Source organism: Erwinia sp. S43, assembly GCF_016624745.1.
Classification (GTDB): domain Bacteria; phylum Pseudomonadota; class Gammaproteobacteria; order Enterobacterales; family Enterobacteriaceae; genus Erwinia; species Erwinia coffeiphila.
On sequence record NZ_JACVTX010000004.1, the window covers coordinates 252,358 to 272,635 of the forward strand.

Annotated in this window: 17 protein-coding genes; 12 read left to right on the plus strand and 5 right to left on the minus strand. The window is 56.7% G+C overall.

Features of this window, described 5'->3' with window-relative positions; all coding sequences use genetic code 11:
• The first annotated feature begins 193 nt into the window (after positions 1–193).
• From IBT47_RS07470 to IBT47_RS07500, 7 genes are all read left to right on the plus strand, one after another.
• Positions 194–1,228, plus strand: coding sequence for a Gfo/Idh/MocA family protein (locus IBT47_RS07470; RefSeq protein ID WP_200545427.1), 1,035 nt, complete (start codon positions 194–196; stop codon positions 1,226–1,228).
• Positions 1,225–2,415, plus strand: a complete 1,191-nt coding sequence (locus tag IBT47_RS07475; RefSeq protein WP_200559978.1) for a Gfo/Idh/MocA family protein — start codon at positions 1,225–1,227, stop codon at positions 2,413–2,415. Before IBT47_RS07470 ends, IBT47_RS07475 begins: the two co-directional genes overlap by 4 nt.
• The gene (gene iolG, locus IBT47_RS07480) at positions 2,408–3,406 is read left to right on the plus strand and encodes an inositol 2-dehydrogenase (protein WP_200559979.1); all 999 of its coding nucleotides are present in this window, start codon (positions 2,408–2,410) and stop codon (positions 3,404–3,406) included. The genes IBT47_RS07475 and iolG overlap by 8 nt, the downstream gene beginning before the upstream one ends.
• The gene (locus tag IBT47_RS07485) at positions 3,403–4,368 is read left to right on the plus strand and encodes a sugar phosphate isomerase/epimerase (protein WP_200559980.1); all 966 of its coding nucleotides are present in this window, start codon (positions 3,403–3,405) and stop codon (positions 4,366–4,368) included. Before iolG ends, IBT47_RS07485 begins: the two co-directional genes overlap by 4 nt.
• Positions 4,369–4,438: 70 nt before the next feature.
• Complete coding sequence (locus IBT47_RS07490) at positions 4,439–5,374, plus strand: sugar ABC transporter substrate-binding protein (protein WP_200545422.1); 936 nt, start codon at positions 4,439–4,441, stop codon at positions 5,372–5,374.
• Between the two features lie 11 nt (positions 5,375–5,385).
• Positions 5,386–6,930 (plus strand): sugar ABC transporter ATP-binding protein, encoded by a 1,545-nt coding sequence (locus IBT47_RS07495; protein WP_200559981.1) that lies wholly within the window; start codon positions 5,386–5,388, stop codon positions 6,928–6,930.
• Positions 6,931–6,952: 22 nt separating this feature from the next.
• The gene (locus tag IBT47_RS07500; RefSeq protein ID WP_200559982.1) at positions 6,953–7,984 is read left to right on the plus strand and encodes an ABC transporter permease; all 1,032 of its coding nucleotides are present in this window, start codon (positions 6,953–6,955) and stop codon (positions 7,982–7,984) included.
• 76 nt (positions 7,985–8,060) lie between these two features.
• Here the strand turns inward: IBT47_RS07500 and IBT47_RS07505 are convergent, their stop codons facing one another.
• The 5 genes from IBT47_RS07505 to IBT47_RS07525 all read right to left on the minus strand — a co-directional run bounded on the left by IBT47_RS07505 (position 8,061) and on the right by IBT47_RS07525 (position 14,113).
• On the minus strand, positions 8,061–9,278 hold the full coding sequence (locus IBT47_RS07505) for an MFS transporter (protein WP_200559983.1): 1,218 nt from the start codon (positions 9,276–9,278) through the stop codon (positions 8,061–8,063).
• 58 nt (positions 9,279–9,336) lie between these two features.
• The gene (locus tag IBT47_RS07510; protein WP_105590864.1) at positions 9,337–10,239 is read right to left on the minus strand and encodes a carbamate kinase; all 903 of its coding nucleotides are present in this window, start codon (positions 10,237–10,239) and stop codon (positions 9,337–9,339) included.
• Between the two features lie 78 nt (positions 10,240–10,317).
• Entirely contained in the window at positions 10,318–11,136 is an 819-nt protein-coding gene (locus tag IBT47_RS07515) for a DUF2877 domain-containing protein (protein WP_200559984.1), read from the minus strand.
• Positions 11,137–11,170: 34 nt separating this feature from the next.
• Positions 11,171–12,436 carry a DUF1116 domain-containing protein gene (locus IBT47_RS07520; RefSeq protein WP_200545416.1) on the minus strand — a complete coding sequence of 422 codons (1,266 nt, stop codon included), beginning with the start codon at positions 12,434–12,436 and terminating at the stop codon, positions 11,171–11,173.
• Positions 12,437–12,445: 9 nt separating this feature from the next.
• Positions 12,446–14,113, minus strand: coding sequence for an acyl-CoA synthetase FdrA (locus IBT47_RS07525; protein WP_200559985.1), 1,668 nt, complete (start codon positions 14,111–14,113; stop codon positions 12,446–12,448).
• Between the two features lie 365 nt (positions 14,114–14,478).
• Here IBT47_RS07525 and allD point away from each other — a divergent pair, with 365 nt between their 5' ends.
• The 5 genes from allD (at position 14,479) to allS (ending at position 20,152) form a co-directional block, all read left to right on the plus strand.
• Entirely contained in the window at positions 14,479–15,528 is a 1,050-nt protein-coding gene (allD, locus tag IBT47_RS07530) for an ureidoglycolate dehydrogenase (RefSeq protein WP_200545414.1), read from the plus strand.
• A gap of 155 nt (positions 15,529–15,683) precedes the next feature.
• Entirely contained in the window at positions 15,684–16,931 is a 1,248-nt protein-coding gene (allC, locus tag IBT47_RS07535; protein WP_200559986.1) for an allantoate deiminase, read from the plus strand.
• Positions 16,928–18,211: an MFS transporter gene (locus tag IBT47_RS07540; protein ID WP_244913645.1), complete on the plus strand. Its 1,284-nt coding sequence runs from the start codon at positions 16,928–16,930 to the stop codon at positions 18,209–18,211. The genes allC and IBT47_RS07540 overlap by 4 nt, the downstream gene beginning before the upstream one ends.
• 52 nt (positions 18,212–18,263) lie before the next feature.
• The gene (allE, locus tag IBT47_RS07545) at positions 18,264–19,049 is read left to right on the plus strand and encodes a (S)-ureidoglycine aminohydrolase (protein WP_200559987.1); all 786 of its coding nucleotides are present in this window, start codon (positions 18,264–18,266) and stop codon (positions 19,047–19,049) included.
• Positions 19,050–19,231: 182 nt separating this feature from the next.
• The gene (gene allS, locus IBT47_RS07550; RefSeq protein ID WP_200559988.1) at positions 19,232–20,152 is read left to right on the plus strand and encodes an HTH-type transcriptional activator AllS; all 921 of its coding nucleotides are present in this window, start codon (positions 19,232–19,234) and stop codon (positions 20,150–20,152) included.
• Positions 20,153–20,278: the final 126 nt, after the last annotated feature.

Sequence of the window (20,278 nt, forward strand, 5' to 3'; positions counted from 1 at the left end):
AATTGAATTACATCATAATTATTAAAAATGATGTAAATCACATCAAACAATTGTGTGATGAGAATCATTTTTTGACGAGATTTATCCGACGTTAAATTGACTTCACCCCCCTGCCAGGCGATCAATTGCGAAACAAAATTTTTACTTTCGCATCCTGTGAAAAATATTTTCAGGTCATCGCTAAAAGAGGTAAATGATGTCAAATCATAACGTTACTAATGTTTCAAATCCGGTGCGCTGGGGAGTCGTCAGCACGGCGAATATTGCCTGTGCCAAAATTATTCCGGCAATGCTGGCCAGCGAATACTGTGAGGTAAAAGCCATCGCTTCGCGCTCGCTGGAAAAAGCGCAAGCCAAAGCCGATCTCTTTGGTATTCCGCAGGCGTACGGCAGTTATGAAGCGCTGCTTAACGATCCCGATATTGAGGCTATCTACGTTCCGCTGCCGAACGATCAGCATATCGATATGGTGCTGGCCGCTGCCGCGCACGGCAAACACGTACTCTGCGAAAAGCCGGTGGCGCTGACCGCCAGCGAAGCAAAGCGCCTGCGCGATATTCCGGCCAATCTGCTGGTGGCAGAAGCCTTTATGGTCCGCCACCATCCGCAGTTTGACATACTGCGCCAGCAGATCCGCAGCGGCGATCACGGACGGATTCAGGCGGCGCAGATCCTGCTCTCCTTCATGCTGGATAACCCGGGTGATTTTCGCTTTGACGTCAAAAAAGGCGGCGGCGCACTCTACGATCTCGGCTGCTATACGGTGATGACCGCACGCTATCTGTTCGAGCGCCAGCCGGAGCGGGTTTTCTGCTCGATGGTGCGATCCGCCCATAACGGCACCGATGAAACAACCCACGCGATCCTCGATTTCGGTCAGGGGCAGCAGGCCACGTTAACCGTCAGCCTGAAGATGGCCGCTTCACAGCGCGTGCAGGTGGTGTGTGAGAAATCCCTGCTCGACCTCTCAGCCCCTTATGTACCCGGTAGCGGCTCCCCCGCCACGCTGTGGGTCGACTCCCACACCGGCCTGGACGATGCCGCACCGCAGCCGCAGGTGCTGCCGGTGGTGGAGCAGTATCAGTGTGAAGTCACGAACTTCTCACGCACCCTTCGCGGCGAACTGACGCCTGAATTCGGTGTGGAAGATGCCATCGCCCAGATGCAGGTGATGGACGCCCTGTTTGCTTCCGCAGAGAGCGGACAGTGGGTCGAGGTGGCGAAATGAAAACGTTCAATATCGCCATTATCGGTGCCGGGATGATCGGTGCCGCTCACGCCTCCGGCTACCGCGCCCATCAGGCCCGGCTCGCCAGCGACCAGCATCAGTTTGTTCTGCACACCGTCTGCGATGCGCGGGAAGATGCAGCCCGCGAGCTGGCTAAGGTCTGGGGCTTCGCCCACGTAGCCAGCGACTGGCAGGCGGTCATTGCTGACCCGGAAATCGACATTGTCAGCGTCACGCTACCGAACTTTATGCACGCCGAGGTGGCCACCGCCGCGCTGCGCGCCGGTAAGCACGTGCTGTGCGAAAAACCGCTGGCGCTGACCGCAGCGCAGGCGGCAGAGATGACCGCGCTGGCAAAAGCGAGCAAAGGCGTCAGCGGCAGCGTCTTTAACTACCGCCGCATTCCCGCCGTGGCGATGATCAAACAGCTGGTGGAGAACGGTGAAATCGGCACCCTGAGCCATCTGCTTATCCAGTACCAGTGCGGCTATGCGGCAGATCCGCTGCTGCCGCACAGCTGGCGCTATACCGAAAGCAAAGCGGGCGGCGGTGCGCTGCATGATATCGGCGCGCATGCGATCGATATTGCCCGCTTCTTCTGCGGCGATATCAGCGAAATAGTCGGTGCCGCCACCGATACGCTGATTACCCACCGTTATCTGCCGCTGGCCGCTAACGCGGGCCACAACCACGTGGCGCTTAGCGATCGCAGTGAAAAAGTCGATACCGACGACATCAGCTCCTGCGTGATGCGCTTTCGCAACGGCTGCCAGGGGCTGTTCTCCGCCAGCCGCGTCACCGTCGGCATGGGCAATACCCTGTCATTCACGCTGACCGGCAGCCGGGGCACCATTCTGTTTAATTCCGAACGCCCCGGCGAACTGCATATTGCCCGCGCTGAACGCGAAGGCGGTGCTTTTATCACCCTGGCTAACCAGCCTTCGTTCCCGTTCCTCAGCGATCTGATCCCGGTGCCGCACGACGGCGTGGCGGTCGGCTACGCCGAAGGTTTCGGTTTTATGATGGCCGAATTTATGCAGGCGGTGGCCGAAGGCAAGCCGTGGCAAAAAGGCGCCTTCAGCGATGGTCTGGCCGTCGCGCAGGTTCTGGAAGCCATTCAACTCTCATCGCGCGAGCGCCGTCCGGTTGCTATCGCGGAATTTAACCAAGGGGAAAACCATGTTTAATGTTGCATTACTGGGTGCAGGCCGCATCGGGCAAATTCACGCGGGTAATATTGCCGCCCACCCGGACTGCCGTCTGGTTCGCGTGATGGATGTCTATACCCCGGCGGCACAGGCGCTGGCGGCAAAATATGGCGCACAGGTCAGCACGCTGGATCAGGTTTTGAATGACGATAATGTTGATATTGTCGCCATCTGCAGTGCGACCGATACCCATGCCGATCTGATTGAAGCCGCCGCCCGCGCTGGCAAAGCGATCTTCTGCGAAAAACCGGTGGATCTCAGCCTGGAGCGGGTGGAACGCTGTCTCGCCACGGTGCGCGAAGCGGATGTTCCGCTGATGATTGGCTTTAACCGTCGCTTCGACCCAAGCATGGCTGGGCTACAGCAAAGCCTGGTTAACGGCGAGATCGGCAATACCGAACTGGTCACCATCAGCTCGCGCGATCCTGCCGCCCCTTCCGCCGACTATGTGAAAACCTCCGGCGGCCTGTTCCGCGATATGACCATTCACGACCTGGATATGGCCCGCTGGCTGCTGCAGGAAGAGCCGGTGTCGGTCTTCGCCAGCGCTTCATCGCTGGTCGATCCGGAGATTAAAGCGGCAGGCGATGTGGATACGGCGGTGATTACGCTGACCTGCGCCAGCGGCAAAATCGCGGTGATCACCAACAGCCGCCGCGCCAGCTACGGCTACGACCAGCGTATTGAAGTCCACGGCAGCAAAGGGATGCTGGCGGTGGCAAACCATCCGGAAAGCAGCCTGATTAAATCGGTCGCGGAAGGCGTGGTGGCGCAGAAACCGATGCACTTCTTCCTGCAGCGCTACGGCGATGCCTATCGTCTGGAGCTGGGTGGGCTGATCGAACACCTGAAAAACGGCACTGCTATTCATCCATCCGGCGAAGACGGTTTGCAGGCACTGCTGCTGGCGGATGCGGCGCTGGAATCTCTGCGCACCGGTAAAGCCGTGCAGCCGGGGAACCGCGTATGAAAATCGGCATGGTTACCGACAGCCTCGGCCATCTCAGCCAGGACGAGATGCTGCGCGCCGCCGCCGAACTGGGCCTCAGCCATGTTGAATTTGGCTGCGGCAACTGGTCCTCGGCACCGCATATCGACCTGAAGGGGCTGCTGGCCAGCGGCGACGCGCGGCGGAATTTCCTGGCGAAAGTCGCCGATCACGGCCTGACCATCTCCGCGCTGAACGCCAGCGGCAACCCGCTGCATCCCGGCCAGAGCGGTGCCGACCATCAGGCCTGTGCCGATGCGACGCTGGAGCTGGCTGGCCTGCTGAAAATCGATCGCGTGGTAATGATGTCCGGCCTGCCGGGCGGGCCTGGCGACAGCTGGCCGAACTGGATCACCGTGGCCTGGCCGCCGTTCTGCTCGCAGATTCTGGAATATCAGTGGAATGAAGTGGCGATCCCGTGGTGGAAGCAGCGGGTAAAAAACGCCCGCGAGCACGGCGTCAGCCGCCTGTGCATCGAGTTTCACGGCGGGCAGCTGGTTTACAACGTGCCGTCATTCTGGCGGCTGCGGGAAGCGGTTGGCGAGACAGTGGGCGTTAACTTCGATCCCAGCCATCTGCTGTGGATGGGAGCCGATCCGCTGGCCTGCATTCATGAGCTTGGTGAGGCGATCTACCACGTACACGCTAAAGATACCTTTGTTAACGCCCGCCAGACCGCACTCAGCAGCCGGCTGGAAACCCTGCATCCGGTCAGCAGCCGCGAGCGGGCGTGGAACTACGTCACGCTGGGATATGGACAGGACGAACAGTGGTGGAAGCAGTTCTGCTACCACCTGCGCCAGGTGGGCTACGACGACGTGCTGAGTATCGAGCACGAAGACGTAGTACTGGCACGCGATGAAGGGATGCGTAAATCCGTCGCGTTACTGGAACGTTGCCTTGCCGATGCGCCGTCGGACTACCGTCTGCCGGATATCGGTTAAGTCAGCGGACAGGTGATACCGGGCCGTTCACGCGGCCCTTTTTCTCCCCTATGAAAAGAAAGAGAACATCATGCGTACCCTTAAAAAAAATATTATCACTCTGCTCTGCATGTTGCCCCTCTCCGGTGCCGTGACTGCCGCCACGCCGCGTATTGGCGTGGCGATGTCCGCCTTTGACGATAACTGGCTGACCATCCTGCGCACCGCCATTATTCAGCAGGCGAAAACGGAAGGCGTTCAGACCCAAATCGAAGATGGAAAAAATGAGATAGGCACCCAGCTGAATCAGATCCAGAACTTCACCGCTTCCAGCCCGACGGCGATCATCGTGAACCCGGTAGACAGCGACGCCGTGCAGTCCATCAGTGACGATGCCGCAGCGGCCAATATTCCGCTGGTTTACGTCAACCGCGAGCCGGCCAATATCAACTCACTACCGGCCAGCCAGGCGTTCGTCGGCTCCAGTGAAAAAGAAGGCGGCACGCTACAGGCGAAAGAGGTCTGCCGCCTGCTGAACGGCAAAGGCAACGTACTGATTATGATGGGCGATCTGGCCCAGCAGTCGGCGGTACAGCGCACGGCAGCGGTAGTCGACGTCTTCAGTAAAGCGCCGTGCCAGGGGATCAAAGTGGTCGATAAGCAGGTGGGTAAATGGACCCGTACCGGCGGCAATAACCTGATGACCAACTGGCTTTCCACCAGCCTGACCTTCGATGCCGTACTGGCTAACAACGATGAAATGGCGCTGGGCGCGATACAGGCGCTGAAAGCATCGGGCCGCCCGATGGACTCGGTGGTGGTCGCCGGGATCGATGCCACCGTTGACGCGCTGGCGGCGATGAAAGCGGGCGATCTTGACGTCACCGTGTTCCAGGACGCAGTCGCCCAGGGTAAGGAAGCGGTGATTGCGGCCGTAAAACTGGCCAGGGGTGAGAAACTGCCAAATCGAGTACTGATCCCCTATCAGCTGGTGACGCCAGCCAATATGAACCAGTTTGTTAAATAAGCGGGCAGACCATGATAACTGCAACTTTAACCGCCGCCGCCCCTCGGGGCGGCCCTTCTCCCTCGCGCGATTACGAATATGTGCTGGAAGTGGATAACGTCCGCAAGGCGTTTCCCGGCGTGGTCGCGCTGGATAACGTCAGCCTGCGTATCCGTCCCGGCAGCGTCCACGCGCTGATGGGCGAAAACGGCGCGGGAAAATCGACGCTGATGAAAATCATCTCCGGCCTGTACCAGCCTGACAGCGGCGAGGTACGGCTTCGCGGAGAAACGGTTTCCCTCTCCAGCCCGCTGGTGGCACAGCAGGCTGGGATCGCCATGATCCATCAGGAACTGCTGCTGATGAATCCGATGACGGTAGCCGAGAATATCTGGATACGTCGTGAGCCGCGCAATCGTTTTGGCTTCATCGATCATACGGCGATGTACCAGCAAACCGAAGCGCTGCTGAAGCGCCTGAAGATCAACCTGGACCCCGATGCTGAAATTAGCGACCTGTCGATGGCCAGCCGGCAGATGGTGGAGATCGCCAAGGCGGTATCACTGAATGCCGACGTGCTGATTATGGATGAATCCACCTCGTCAATTACCGAAACCGAAGTGGAACATCTGTTTGCGATTATCCGCGACCTGCGCGCCAGCGGTATCGGCATTGTCTATATCACCCACAAGATGAACGAGCTGTACGAAATCGCTGATGAATTTACCGTGTTTCGCGACGGGAAATACGTGGGCACGCATGCCGCCAGCGATATCAGCCGCGACCGGGTGATCCAGATGATGGTGGGCCGCGAGATCACCCAGATGTTTCCCAAGGAGAGCGTGGAAATTGGCGAGGTGGTGCTGAAGGCCGACGGCCTGACGCTGGACGGCGTATTCCGCGATGTTTCCTTCGAGCTGCGTGCCGGGGAGATCCTGGGTTTTGCCGGACTGGTCGGTTCCGGGCGCTCAAACGTGGCGGAAACGCTGTTCGGCGTCACCCCGGCAACCAGCGGCACCATCACGCTCGACGGCCATGAACGGGTTATCTCCTCCGCATATAAAGCCATTCGCCACGGCATGGCGATGCTGACCGAAGATCGTAAGGAGACCGGTTGCTTCCTGCCGCTGGATATTCAGGAAAATATGCAGATCGCCGCCATCCATGAAGGCTACTGCCGCAATGGCATTGTTGATGCAGCGCAGCTGGAAGCCGACTGTCACGCAATCTGCCAGAAGCTGAGGGTCAAAACGCCGGATATGCATGAGTGCATTGAGAACCTCTCCGGCGGCAATCAGCAGAAGGTACTGATCTGCCGCTGGCTGCTGACCAAACCGCGCATTCTGATCCTGGATGAACCCACCCGAGGGATCGATGTGGGGGCCAAGGCTGAGATCCACCGGTTGATTGTGGAGCTGGCCCGCCAGGGGGTGGCGATCATCATGATCTCCTCTGAACTGCCGGAGGTGCTGGGAATGAGCGATCGGATCGTGGTGATGCACGAAGGCAAAGTCACCGGAATTGTAAATGCCGCAACGGCGGATCAGACAACCATTATGAGCCTGGCCGCTCATTAAAAGACGTGAGGAAATTATGACGATGTCTACCACCGATCGTGTGCCGTCAGTATCGGCACGGCGTAAAAAACGCCTGCCGACCGAAGCCAGTATTTTCCTGGTGTTTCTGGGCATTGCCGCACTGTTTGAAGTTGCCGGCTGGCTGATTGTCGGACAGAGCTTTTTGTTTAATATGCAGCGCCTGCAAATCATCATCCTGCAGGTGGCGGTCATTGGCATTATTGCCGTTGGCGTCACGCTGGTGATCGTCACCGGCGGGATCGACCTCTCATCCGGTTCCGTGGTGGCGATGAGTGCCATGGTGGCGGCCACCTTCGCGCAGTCCTCGGTGTGGCCGAAACTGTTCTATCCCCACTTAAGCGATCTGCCGTTCTTTGTGCCGCTGCTGGTGGGGCTGGCAATCGGCGCTCTCGCCGGACTGGTCAACGGCCTGCTGATCGGCCTGACGAAAATCCCGCCGTTTATTGCTACCCTCGGCATGATGGTCGCCGCACGCGGCATCGCCAACTGGTATACCGAAGGCAGCCCGGTGTCGGGCTTTACCGAGGGGTTTGCCTGGCTGGGGAACGGTCTGGGCCGCTGGGCACCGGTAGCCATCTTCCTGCTGGTGGCGCTGATATTCCATCTGGTGATGCGATACACCCGCTTTGGGAAATTTACCTACGCTATCGGTGCGAATCCGGCGGCAGCGCGCGCTTCCGGCATTAATATCGAACGCCATCTGATCAAGATTTACGTGATTGCCGGGCTGCTGGCCGGGCTGGCGGCGATGGTGGCGATTGCCCGCATTAAAACCGCGCAGGCAGGGATGGGGATGATGTACGAGCTGGACGCGATTGCCGCTGCGGTGATCGGCGGGGTTTCACTGGCGGGCGGCCGCGGCCGCATTCTGGGAACGGTTATCGGCGCGCTGATCCTCGGGGTGATGATGTCCGGCTTTACCTTCCTGCGGGTGGATGCTTACTACCAGGATATTATTAAAGGCTCGATTATCGTGATGGCAGTGATCGTGGATCAATATCGTCAGTCGGGGAAATCGAAGAAAAAAGTGTAGTTTGGCGGTGGGTGGTAATCGTTCAGCTCCACCTGCACTAAGAGGCTCATCCGGCGATGAGCCTCTCCACAACGGGCTAAACCCGCTTACCTTCCTTCACAAACAGCATCGCCACAAATCCCACCACGGTGATCAATGCGGCAAAGTAGAAGCCCGCGTTCAGCGAGCCGGTACTGTCGGCGATAAATCCGGTCACATATGGGGCAAAGATTGATGCCGCCATGCCGAAGAAGTTGTACAGGCCGAAAGCGGTACTCAGCGCGGCACGCGGTGCGTTATCCGCCACCAGCGCAATCAGTACCGGGTTAAGGCTGATTTTGCCGATAAAGCCGTACAGCACCAGCACGCCGATCAGCGCCGCTTCGCTTGAGGAGTAAACGATGCCGAAAATCGCCAGCAGCGAGAATGGCAGCATGCACAGCACAACGGGTTTCCGACGGCCCAGCTTGTCGGAAATATAGCTGCAAATCAGCGTACCCAGCACCGATATCCACGGCACGATCGAGGCGATGCCCGCCGCGTGCACAATGTCCATCCCGCGCTCTTTTTGCAGGTAGTACGGCAGCCAGGTGATGATGACGAAGAAGCCGTAAATCGAGCAGAAGATGGTGATGTAGGCCATCAGCAGATTGCGGTTTTTAAACAGATCGCCGAATTTGAAGTCACCTTTGGTTTCTGCCCCGGCAGCAGGGTTAGCATCCGTAGACGGTGCTTTTTCACGGATAAATACCAGCATCAACAGCGCTACGATCAATACCGGCAGCGCCATCGCCAGGAACGGCATCTTCCACGTTGTGTGGTAGTGCTCAATCATAAAGCTGGAGAGGTAATAACCCAGCGCGATACCAAACGACATGCCGCTGCCGATTACCGCGCTACCAAGGGTGATCCACTTTTTCGGAATAGCTTCTGATGAGAGTGCGTACTGCGGGCCGTAGTAGACACCCTGCGATGCACCGGTCAGCATCCACAACAGCATAAAAATCAGGAAGGTGGGTGAAATGCTGATAGCGGCCATAAAGAGCGTAAACAGCATAAAGCCGCTGACCAGAATGCGCTTTCTGCCTAAGCGGTCGCCGAGCAGTCCGGCCGGAACCTGTAGCAGGGTATAGGCCAGAAAGAACAGACTGCTGATCAAACCCAGCTGACTTTTAGACAGGCCGAATTCGGTTTCGATCTGCGGCATTACCGGGCTGAGTACCGAACGTGCGGCGTAAATCACCACCCAGCCGAGGAAAAAGATAATAACGGTTTTAATCCAGTACGGGACCCGTTCATTTTTTGTTGTTTGCATAAAGCCATACTCCCTGGTATGACGGGCACGAAGGCCCATCGTGATTCCTGATACTACTTTACGGTGTCACTAGTGTTCCCGCCGTACCGGCCAGCACGGCATCAATGTCCTTCAGTGCGCCGATATGTGCAACTTTGCCACTGCGCTGTACGAAGCGGCTAACCGCCATGATTTTTGGCCCCATCGCACCGTCGTTGATCGCCAGCGGTGCGAGTTCGCCCGTGGTGGCAGAGCGGATCGCGCGCTGCTTCGGCGTTCCCCAGTGTTCGTAGACCGCATCCGCATCGGTGAGGATCACCAGATGATCGGCATCCAGCGCTTCCGCCAGCAGCGCCGAGGCCAGATCTTTATCGATCACCGCTTCGCTGCCCACCAGACTGTCGCCCTCAGCGACCATCGGTACACCGCCACCGCCGTTGCAGATGACGATATGATTTTTCGACATCAGTAAATTAATCGCTTCAATATCAATAATTTTCTTTGGCTCCGGCGAAGGAACCACGCGGCGCAGATAGCTGCCGTCCAGCTTCATATTCCAGCCGTATTTCTGTTCCAGCTCCTGCTGCTGCGAAGGCTGGTAAACCGGGCCAATAAATTTGCTCGGCTGCTGGTAGGCAGGGTCGTTGCTGTCCACCAGCACGCGGGTCAGCAGCGTGGAAACCGGCTGCGACGGATGATACGCCGACAGCTGCTGCGCCAGCATGTAACCGATCATCCCCTGGCTTTCCGCCACCAGAATATCCAGCGGGTAAGGCGGTACGTCGCGGTAGGCCAGGTTCTGCAAGGCCAGCAGCCCGACCTGTGGACCGTTGCCGTGCACAATAGCGATGCGGTATTTTTTCGCCAGCTTGCCGACCGCATCGGCGATAAGAGAAATACTGCGGTACTGGTTCTCAGCGGACAGCACTTCACCACGCTGTAACAGGGCGTTGCCCCCCAGAGCAATCACTAACGTTTCCATTCGAACCTCTGTTTTCTCTGAATTCAGGTAACAGGAAACCCTGCCGGATCGAGCCCGGCAGCGATTTTTCCTGCAAATTTAATAAAGACTGTTGATCAGTCTGGCCCCGGACCAGATGCCCAGTAGCGTATCCACGCCGGAGGAGTGCCCGATTTCCAGCAGCTCGCCAACGGCGGCGGGCAGCGTACGGTTACCGGACAGCGCCGCTGCAAACTGCTGCATCGGCGAGGAGAAAACCCCCTGCGCGGCAAACCGTAGATAGTTGACGCTGACAAGCGTCGTCAGATCATCCAGCGGGCGGCTGGCGGCAAAGAATGCAGGTAGCCGGGTAACATCAATACGCCGATCGAACCAGGCACAAAACAGCATCCCCAGCACCGTGTCATCGTTGCCCGGCGTCAGACCCGGGCCTTTTCCCAGCACGCTGCTCCAGTCCACGATTTCGCCCAGCAGCCAGGCGCGGAACTGCTGCTGCATCTGCAGAATTTCCGCATTTAAAGGCTGGCTAACAATGCGATCGAGGCGGCCGAACAGCCCGGTTTCAGCCGTTGTGGCAGCCAGCACCGCCTCCAGCGGATCGACGGCGATCTGCCCGGTTCGTGACGGAGACAGATCGGTACGATGTTCCGACGGGCAGAGGCAGATATCCGCCAGCACGATCCCCTCTGGTAGCAGTTCGCACGCCGGGGACTCGGCCAGTTCGTCGGAGAAATCGTCAAAGTCTTCATCGGCGATTTCCCAGCCCATCGGACTTAGCCCACGCCCTTCACGGTGCAACGTCAGCAAATGCTGGCCCGGGGTAAGAAGATTGATCGCGTTGCGAAAATGCCCGACGCAGCGTAGTGGACCGAAGTCCTCTGTGGCATGACGGCTGACGGCCAGCGCAATACTTTCCATCTCTCCTCCCCCGGACTCCCCGGTTAGTACTGATTTAACCGGTGATACCCAGCTCTTCGGCCAGCGCTTCGATGGCTTTTTCAAAGCAGCCCAGCGGCGCACGCACGGTACCCGCACCAATTTGGCCGACGCCCGCTTCGCGGTGGGCGATACCGGTGTTGATCAATGGGGTGATGCCGGTTTCCACTACGCGGCGCGCGTCAAGGCCCAGGCAGGCACCCTGGAAATCCCAGGTTGGGATTTGCAGCATCATGTTGCGCTCAAGGAAGATTTCCGCCATTTCTTCCGAAATTTCAGTGGCCGCCGTCATACCGCCTGCCGCACCGACAAAGCGGGTTACGCCAGGTGCTGCAACCATCGCCGCACCGCCGATACCGAAGGTTTCGGTGATCGCACTGTCGCCGATATCCGGGTTCGCATCGGCCTGGCTGTAGCCGGAGAAGAACAGCCCTTCCGGGGTATTCACCGGTGCGGTGAACCAGCGATCGCCCATGCCGCTAATTTTAACGCCGAAGTTTTTGCCGTTACGGGTCATCACCGTCACGATGGTTCCCTGTTTGATCTCCGCACCGGCGTCCATCGCCGCCTTGCAGTAGGCCATCGCCAGGTTGAGGAAGAACTGATCGGTGATGCTGAGGAAGTGCATCGCGCGGCCAAGCTCGGCCTTATCACGATCCAGCAGAGTGATTTTTGGTGCCAGCTGGCGCATCAGCAGCGCGGAAGCGGCGATATTACGCTGGTGGAATTCGTCACCCATGGTAATGGCCTGCGCCATCAGGGCGGTCAGGTCGATACCGTCAGCAAAGGTTGCCAGCACGTCTTTCAGAATCGGGGTCAGCGAGTCGCGCATCCAACGGTGGCGTTCCTGCACGTCCGGGCCGTAGGCACCGAAACGCATCACTTTACCGATGCCTTCGTTCAGGTTGCAGTAGGCGAAGTTACCGTGGGTATGGTTTTTCACCACCACCATCGGCATATGCGCGGAAGTGATGCCGCCCATCGGCCCCACGGCACTGACGTTATGGCAGGGGATAAACTCGATTTCACCCTTTTCCAGCAGCGCCAGCGCCTGCTGTTCATCGCTGGCCCACTCTTCAAACAGGCAGGCACCGATGCAGGCACCGCGAACCGGGCCGCTCATTTCCTGCCAGGTGACGGGAGGACCGGCATGCAGCAGCTTTCTGCCCTGGTTCAGTTCAGGAACCCGTTTTTTTGCTAAATCGACGTCAATCCAGTGTGGACGGGCTTCACGAATGCGAGCGATAACCGCGGCGTTGGCTTGTTCAATAGAATCGTACATATCAATCCCTTACTTTAATTTTTTCAGTATGTTAGCTAAACGTTGGTTGCCGCCGGCAACCGGAGCCCACTGGTAGTGAACCACTGAAATTTCGTTGGCTTGCAGATCCTCGGCAAAGCTGCGCAGGCCTGCATTAATGACCGACACACCGTTCAGCAGCGCCGGAACCGGTTCGGTTGACGGGGCAGGCTGCGGATCGGTCAGATAGCCGGCCAGCGCGACCGCTTCGGGTAGTGAATTCATCACCGCGATCCCTGCCTCATTTAAGATGGCGATCTGCGCTGAGCGCTGCTGCGGGTCCTGTTCAGTACCGGTGACGGTGGCGATCACTGCCAGCGGATGGGCCGTACCACGTTTTTCACGCAGGCGTTTTACTTCGGTCGCCAGCGAGGTTGCCGGGTCCTCCTGCGCGCCGTAGCCGATGACCACATCCAGCAGCAGTACGCCAACCTGCGTCTGCTGGCTCAGCCGGGCGATTTCCTGATTGCGGGTTGACGGGTCAATCATCGGGTGCGGTTTGCCCTGGGTGTAGAAGTCGTCACCCATATCAATGATGCGATGACCGTCGGCGTTCAGCATTGAGCCGTGGTGGTGGCTGCTGTCGGCCTCAACGCCCAGGCGGTCCGCCAGCAGCATCGCACACTCTGCGGCCAGCGTGCCGCCTGCGTACAGACCGGAGATTTTTCCCCCGCAGACAGCAGGCTGCTGTTCGGCCATCTGCTGCACGTGCCCCAGCATCGCGGCAAGGCGCGCGGCCTCATCCAGCGTGGCGGCGAAGGTAATATTGCCATCCTGCTTCTGCGCGGCTTTCGCCCCGAGGAACAGTGCCACCACCGGTTTGCCGAGGGTTTTCATTTCGGCAATCACCCGGGTGCGCACCGATTCCGCAGGAGGTTTGGAAACGAATGCCAACACTTTGCTCTGTGGATCGGCGGCCAGCATACGCAGCGCGCTGAGGGCGCTGATGCCGCCCACGTCGGCGGTTAAGTCACGGCCGCCCAGGCCGATAGCGTGAGAAACACCCTGCCCTGCGAGGGTAATTTGCGAGGTCAGTTCCTGAATACCGGTGCCCGATGCGCCGATAATCCCGATGCAGCCTTTCGGGGCCACGTTGGCAAAGGCCAGCGGTGCACCAGCGATATTGGCGGTGCCGCAGTCCGGCCCCATCACGATCAGTCCTTTTTCACTGGCTTTGGTCTTCAGTGCGCGTTCCTGTTCCACGCTGACGTTGTCGGAAAACATCATCACGTTGCAGTCGTCGTCCAGCGCCTGATCGGCCAGCTGCCCGGCATATTCACCGGCAATCGAAATCAGTACCAGGTTGGCATCCGGCAGTTTCTGCCGTGCGGTACGCCAGCTGCGCGCTTTAAGTAGGCGTTTGCCGCCCTGCTGGCCCTGAGCAATCGCCTTCAGCGCGGCATCCAGCTCATCGGCAATCTCTGCCGTGATTGATTCGTCGGCGGAGTCGGCTTTGATCGCCACGCAGATGTCGTTAGGGGTTGCCTCATTGAATTCCGGGTGCCAGAAACCGGTGGCCTCCAGCAGGGATTTATTCGCAGGTGTCCCCATCATCACCGATATTTCATCAACGCGTGGGGAATCGCTGAGCTTGCGGGAAATTAGCATCAGGCTGACTGAGTCCTGAAAACTCCCTTTTTTAAGAAAAGCATGGACCATAGTAATATCCTTAAACATCTTGTGAACATCACAATCATTAACGGCGGCTAAATATTTTCATAACCTGTATATTTCCGAGCCATTATTGCTGCCCGAAAAACTACAAATAAAAAGGGTTGATAAAGGTGAGTGCTATCACACTTTACCCATTGTTAGAAAAAATCGTCGAATACCTGCCGGATTAATAAATTCACTGAGAAAGGAAGGGCTTATTTGTTAGAAATATTCTAATAATCCCCTGGGCATTCAAAGAAAATTTGAGCCAATGGAATAATGCCTGTCTGGATCACATTATTTAACTCCCAGCTTTATACATTAGGCCGCAGAGGTGGATTAATTAAACCGCAGTAACCAAAGGACTATTTATGAAAGTCTCTAAACAAGAATTATATCAACTTATTCGGAATAAAATTCATTCCGCAGGATTAAGCCAGGAACATGCCGGTATCGTCGCGGATGTTCTGGTTCATGCTGATGCACGCGGCATCCATTCTCACGGAGCGGTAAGGGTTGAATACTACTCAGAGCGCATCAGCAAGGGAGGCACCAACAATCATCCCCACTTCACCTTTGAAAAAACCGGCCCTTGCAGCGCCATTTTTGACGGCGACAACGGTGCCGGTCACGTAGCCGCGAAGCTGGCCATGGATCGCGCCATCGACATGGCGAAAGAAAACGGCGTGGCGGTGGTCGGCGTTCGCCGCATCGGCCACAGCGGCGCACTTTCCTACTTTGTCCAGCAGGCATCGAAAGCCGGTATGATTGGGATCTCCGTCTGCCAGTCCGATCCGATGGTTGTTCCCTACGGCGGTGCGGATGTTTACTACGGCACCAACCCGATTGCTTTCTCCGCACCGGCGGAAGGCGACGAAAATATCACCTTTGATATGGCCACCACCGTGCAGGCGTGGGGCAAAGTACTGGACGCCCGTTCACGCAACGTGCCTATCCCGGATACCTGGGCCGTCGATGCTGAAGGCAAAAACACCACCGATCCATTTGCCGTCAGCGGTCTGCTGCCGATCGCCGGGCCTAAAGGCTACGGCCTGATGATGATGGTCGATATCCTTTCCGGCATTCTGCTGGGCCTGCCTTTCGGCAAACATGTGAGTTCGATGTATCACGATCTCAGCGCAGGTCGCGAACTGGGGCAGCTGCATATTGTGTTAAATCCGAGCTATTTCACCAATGAAAGCAGCTTCCGTAAAAATATCAGCCAGGTGATGAAAGAACTGAATGAAGTGAAACCGGCACCGGGCGTGGAAAAAGTGCTTTATCCCGGTCAGGGTAGTCATCTTCGCGAAATTGAAAGCGATCGTGACGGCATCGACATTGTAGATGAAATATATCAGTACCTGATTTCTGACGATATTTATCAAAAATCGTACGATCATAAAGATCCGTTTGCCAGCTAACATCCTGGCAATAAAACAGCGCGGCGCTGGCATCGTTTAAATTAACGCCACCGCCGTAACGTCTTATAAATAATCCGGGCAAAGCAGGGCTGCTGATTAAATGTACGTTTAACGACCTTTACTTTACTCAGGGAATTGCAAGCGGGAAGATAAAGATGAAAGATTTCCGACAAGACATTACCGATATTTCTAGCAAAATATCTAAAATCGGTGCCGATCCAACCGGCGGCATGACGCGCCTGCTGTATACCAAAGAGTGGGTAGAGGCGCAGAAAGCCCTGAAGCAGATTTTCGAAACCGCTGGATTTGCTGCCTCGCACGATGCCACCGGCAACCTGTCAGCCCGGCTGACCGGCTCGAAATATCCCGAGCAGACCATTCTTACCGGCTCTCATATTGATACCGTAGTCAACGGCGGTAACCTCGACGGCCAGTTTGGTATTGAAGCCTCATTCCTTGCTGCAAACTACCTGAAAGACACCTATGGCCCGCCGCTGCGTTCACTGGAAGTGATTGCGCTGGCCGAAGAGGAAGGCAGCCGCTTCCCATACGTCTTCTGGGGCAGTAAAAACATTTTCGGCCAGGCGCGGCGCCAGGACGTGGAAAATATTGCCGATGCCAAAGGCGTTAACTTTGTCGATGCGATGCACAGTGCAGGCTTCGATTTCCGCCCCGAAGATCAGCCTGTACGCAAAGATATCGCCGCCTTCGTTGAAATCCATATTGAGCAGGGCAAGGTGCTGGAAACCGAAGGAAAAACCATCGGTGTGGTGACCAGTATCGTTGGCCAGCGCCGCTACGATATCCGCCTGAAAGGTGAATCAAATCACGCCGGTACTACACCAATGGGTTATCGCCGCGATACGGTCTATGCCTTCAGCCGCATCTGTACCGAATCTATTGCCAAAGCCCGTGCAGAAGGCGATCCGCTGGTGCTGACCTTCGGCAAGGTGGAACCGAAACCCAATACGGTTAACGTCGTTCCCGGCTTTACGCATTTCACCATGGACTGCCGTCATACCGATGCCGCCGCGTTGGATCGTTTCACGCTGGAAATTGAAGCGGATATGCGCCGCATCGCTGCTGAAATGGGCATTGAAATTGAGATCGACCGCTGGATGGACGAGAAGCCCATTCCAATGAATAAGCAGCTGGTTGAGTGCGTCAGCCATCTGTGTGAAAAACACAAAGTCAATTACCGCCTGATCCACAGCGGCGCAGGCCACGATTCACAAATTTTCTCTCCGCATGTACCAACGGTGATGATCTTCGTGCCAAGTATCGACGGCATCAGCCACAACCCGGCGGAAAAAACCCATCTTGACGACCTGGCGGAAGGGGTGAAAGTGCTGGCCCATACGCTTTATCAACTCGCCTGGACCGAAGAGGGAGGCAGCCTGTGAGTAATAGCAAAGTGGCATCCAACAGCGGGTTCGATCCGCTGTACTGGAAGAAAATCGTTGTTGTCCTCTGTCTTGGCTGGGCGGTGATCTGGATTTATCGCACCATTCTGACCCCTATCTTCCCTGAAATTCAGGCCACCATCGGCGCGCATTCCAACGCGGAAATGGGGCTGATCGCCAGCTTCTATTTCTTTGCCTACACCGGTATGCAGATCCCTTCAGGGATTCTGGTCGATAAGTTTGGCAAAAAAGTGGTGCTGATACCGGGCTTCTGCCTGTTTATCATCGCCACGCTGCTGATCGGTAACGCCACCAGCCTGACCATGGTCTATGCAGGCAGCCTGCTGGCAGGTATGGGCTGCGGCTCTTACTACGGCTCGGCCTATTCATTGTCATCAGAAAACATTCCGCTGGAGCGTCGTGGCCTTGCAACGGCAATTATTAACAGCGGTTCAGCGCTGGGGATGGCTATCGGCCTGATTGCCTCCAGCCTGCTGGTGAAAAGTATGGGGATGGACTGGCAGCTGACGATCTTTATGATCACCGCCCTGCTGGTGATTATGACCCTCGTCTTTGCCGTGGTGATTAAAGGCGGTTCCTACAGCAGTCATCTGGCCAGCCAGCCGACCAGCACCACTGCCGCTGCTGCCGCACCGGAAGAAACCAATGAGTCCAGCGGACTGTTCAGCATGCGCATGATTTCAGCGTATGTGATGTATTTCGCTACCTGCTACGGCTACTACATGATCGTCACCTGGCTGCCGTCGTTCCTGCAACAGGAACGTGGATTTGAAGGTGTCGCGATTGGCTTCTCCTCCGCGCTGGTGGCCTTTGCTTCCGTTCCCGGGGCGCTGTTCTTCAGCCGTATGTCGGATCGCTTCCGCAACAAAAAAGTCCAGCTGATCATCTTCCTTGAGCTGTGTGCGGCGGTGATGCTGGTCTGTACGGTGATCTCCCCGGATTCCACCACGCTGCTGATCAGCCTGATCCTGTACGGACTGCTGGGCAAGCTGGCCGTTGACCCGATCATGATCTCATTCGTTGCCGATAACGCACCGAAGAAAGGCTACGGCACCAGCTTTGGCGTCTTTAACTTCTTCGGCATGTCCTCTTCGGTGATTGCCCCCTTCCTGACCGGGGTGATTTCCGACAACACCGGTTCCAAGGTGATGGGCTTCTATATTTCGGCCGGCATTCTGGTGGTAGGTACGCTGATCTTCTTCATCGTGAACGTGCTGATGAAGCAGAAAAGTAAACGTCAGACTGCGGCACAGGCATAACGCTGTATCCGGCCACCGGCGTGTGGCCGCTAAATTTTTAAGGAGAATTATTGTGGGATACTTTACGAATCAGATCGGCTATCCGCAGGACCTTCTGGCATCACGCTCCATTATTAAACGTAAAAACTATGCGCTGATCCCACCGGAAGGACTGGTAAGAAACGTCATTCCCGGTTTTGAAAACTGCGATGTTACTATTCTGGGCACGCCAAAGCTCGGTGCGACTTTCGTGGATTATCTGGTCACCCTGCACGACGGCGGGCGCAACCAGCAGGGATTTGGCGGAGAAAACGTTGAAACCTTCGTTTATGTGATTGACGGTAAGGTTACCGCTTCCGCCGACAGCACCGACTATCCCCTGACCAGCGGTGGCTACCTGTATTGCCCGGCGGGCGTGACGCTGCGCCTGGAGAACACCAACGGCGGCCAGGCAAGCCAGCTGTTCCTCTATAAGCGAACCTATCAGCGCATTAAAGGCTATGAGGCCCACGTAGTCAGCGACAATGTGAAAAACCTCGAAAAAATTCACTATGAGGGAATGAGCGACGTCACCCTGCAGGACCTGCTGCCGAAAGAGCTGGGTTTTGATATGAACATGCATATTCTCTCCTTCAAACCCGGTGCCAGCCACGGCTATGTGGAAACCCACGTGCAGGAGCACGGTGCCTATGTGCTCTCCGGCGCAGGTGTATATAACCTCGATAACGAATGGATCCCGGTGAAAAAAGGGGATTACATCTTTATGGGCGCGTATGTACCGCAGGCGGGATATGCGGTTGGTAAAGATGAGTTCAGCTACATCTACTCAAAAGACTGTAATCGCGACGTAGACTGCTGATGTAAATCGGACAGGCCATGCTGTTTACAGCATGGCCTGTCGTACCCGGTAGTCCCTTTCAACTTTCTGCAACATTCATCAACTCTTTTCTGGCTCTGCATCATCATTCATCAGCTGTTATCCTGTTAGGCTTAGCATTTACCGTCCGGTTATTGGGCGTGTTTATCAGGAGCCTATTCTCTGTGCTTGACCAGGAAACTATCCGTACCTTTATCCACGTGGCGGAAAGCCACAGCTTTTCTAAAACGGCCGAAGCGCTGTTCAAAACCCCTGCGGCCATCAGCTACCGGATTAAAATGCTGGAGGAGGATGTCGGTACGCAGCTGTTTATGCGCACTACCCGTATCGTGCAGCTGACGCCAGCAGGCGATCACCTGCTGGAGCGCTGCCGCCAGTGGCTGGCCTGGCTGGATGCTATGCCGGGTGAGCTGCAGCAGATTAATCACGGCGTTGAGCGCCAGGTGAATATAGTGATTAATAACCTGCTCTACTCGCCGCAGGCGGTGGCAAAACTGCTGGCGCACCTGCATCAGAAATTCCCGCTGACTCAGTTTCTTATCTCCCGCCAAGTGTATATGGGCGTGTGGGATTCCCTGCTGCACGATGACTTTCAGCTGGCGATTGGCGTGACCGGTTCGGAAGCGCTGGCTAATAACGTCAGCATGCTGGAACTGGGCGGCGTCAGCTGGCTGTTTGTCGTGGCCGCGGATCATCCCCTCGCCGAGTGCGAAGGCCCGGTACACGAGGACAAACTGCGCGCATGGCCGGCGATTAATATCGAAGATACCTCGCGGAATCTGACCAAACGGGTGGCCTGGCTACTGCCGGGACAAAAAGAGATTATCGTTCCGGATTTAAGCAGCAAGCTGGAGTGCCATCTACAGGGGATGGGCGTCGGTTTCCTGCCTGCGGAACTCTGTCAGCGCTATATCAACAGTGGGCAGCTGGTCAGCTGTGAAGTGGCCAATCAGCGGCAGCCTTCCCCGCTTTCACTTGCCTGGAAAAATGAGGCGGGAAAAGCGGTGGAAGAGATTGTGGCTCTTTTCCAGCAGCGAGACGAAGCCATCGGCGATTTTCTGCAAAATATCGACCTTTCTGCGTAACGTCGCGCAAATAAGCGCAGGATGGGCAAAAAAATCCCCGCGCGGCTATGCTAGCGCGCATAAATACAGCAAACTGATAGCTGCTGGGCAAAAGTGAATCGGCCCTGATAATAACAATCCGGAGGT

Coding starts and splice junctions, on each gene's coding strand:
- IBT47_RS07470 (WP_200545427.1), top strand. CDS start 194: ATGATGTCAAATCATAACGTTACTAATGTTTCAAATCCGGTGCGCTGG.
- IBT47_RS07475 (WP_200559978.1), top strand. CDS start 1,225: ATGAAAACGTTCAATATCGCCATTATCGGTGCCGGGATGATCGGTGCC.
- iolG (WP_200559979.1), top strand. CDS start 2,408: ATGTTTAATGTTGCATTACTGGGTGCAGGCCGCATCGGGCAAATTCAC.
- IBT47_RS07485 (WP_200559980.1), top strand. CDS start 3,403: ATGAAAATCGGCATGGTTACCGACAGCCTCGGCCATCTCAGCCAGGAC.
- IBT47_RS07490 (WP_200545422.1), top strand. CDS start 4,439: ATGCGTACCCTTAAAAAAAATATTATCACTCTGCTCTGCATGTTGCCC.
- IBT47_RS07495 (WP_200559981.1), top strand. CDS start 5,386: ATGATAACTGCAACTTTAACCGCCGCCGCCCCTCGGGGCGGCCCTTCT.
- IBT47_RS07500 (WP_200559982.1), top strand. CDS start 6,953: ATGTCTACCACCGATCGTGTGCCGTCAGTATCGGCACGGCGTAAAAAA.
- IBT47_RS07505 (WP_200559983.1), bottom strand. CDS start 9,278: ATGCAAACAACAAAAAATGAACGGGTCCCGTACTGGATTAAAACCGTT.
- IBT47_RS07510 (WP_105590864.1), bottom strand. CDS start 10,239: ATGGAAACGTTAGTGATTGCTCTGGGGGGCAACGCCCTGTTACAGCGT.
- IBT47_RS07515 (WP_200559984.1), bottom strand. CDS start 11,136: ATGGAAAGTATTGCGCTGGCCGTCAGCCGTCATGCCACAGAGGACTTC.
- IBT47_RS07520 (WP_200545416.1), bottom strand. CDS start 12,436: ATGTACGATTCTATTGAACAAGCCAACGCCGCGGTTATCGCTCGCATT.
- IBT47_RS07525 (WP_200559985.1), bottom strand. CDS start 14,113: ATGGTCCATGCTTTTCTTAAAAAAGGGAGTTTTCAGGACTCAGTCAGC.
- allD (WP_200545414.1), top strand. CDS start 14,479: ATGAAAGTCTCTAAACAAGAATTATATCAACTTATTCGGAATAAAATT.
- allC (WP_200559986.1), top strand. CDS start 15,684: ATGAAAGATTTCCGACAAGACATTACCGATATTTCTAGCAAAATATCT.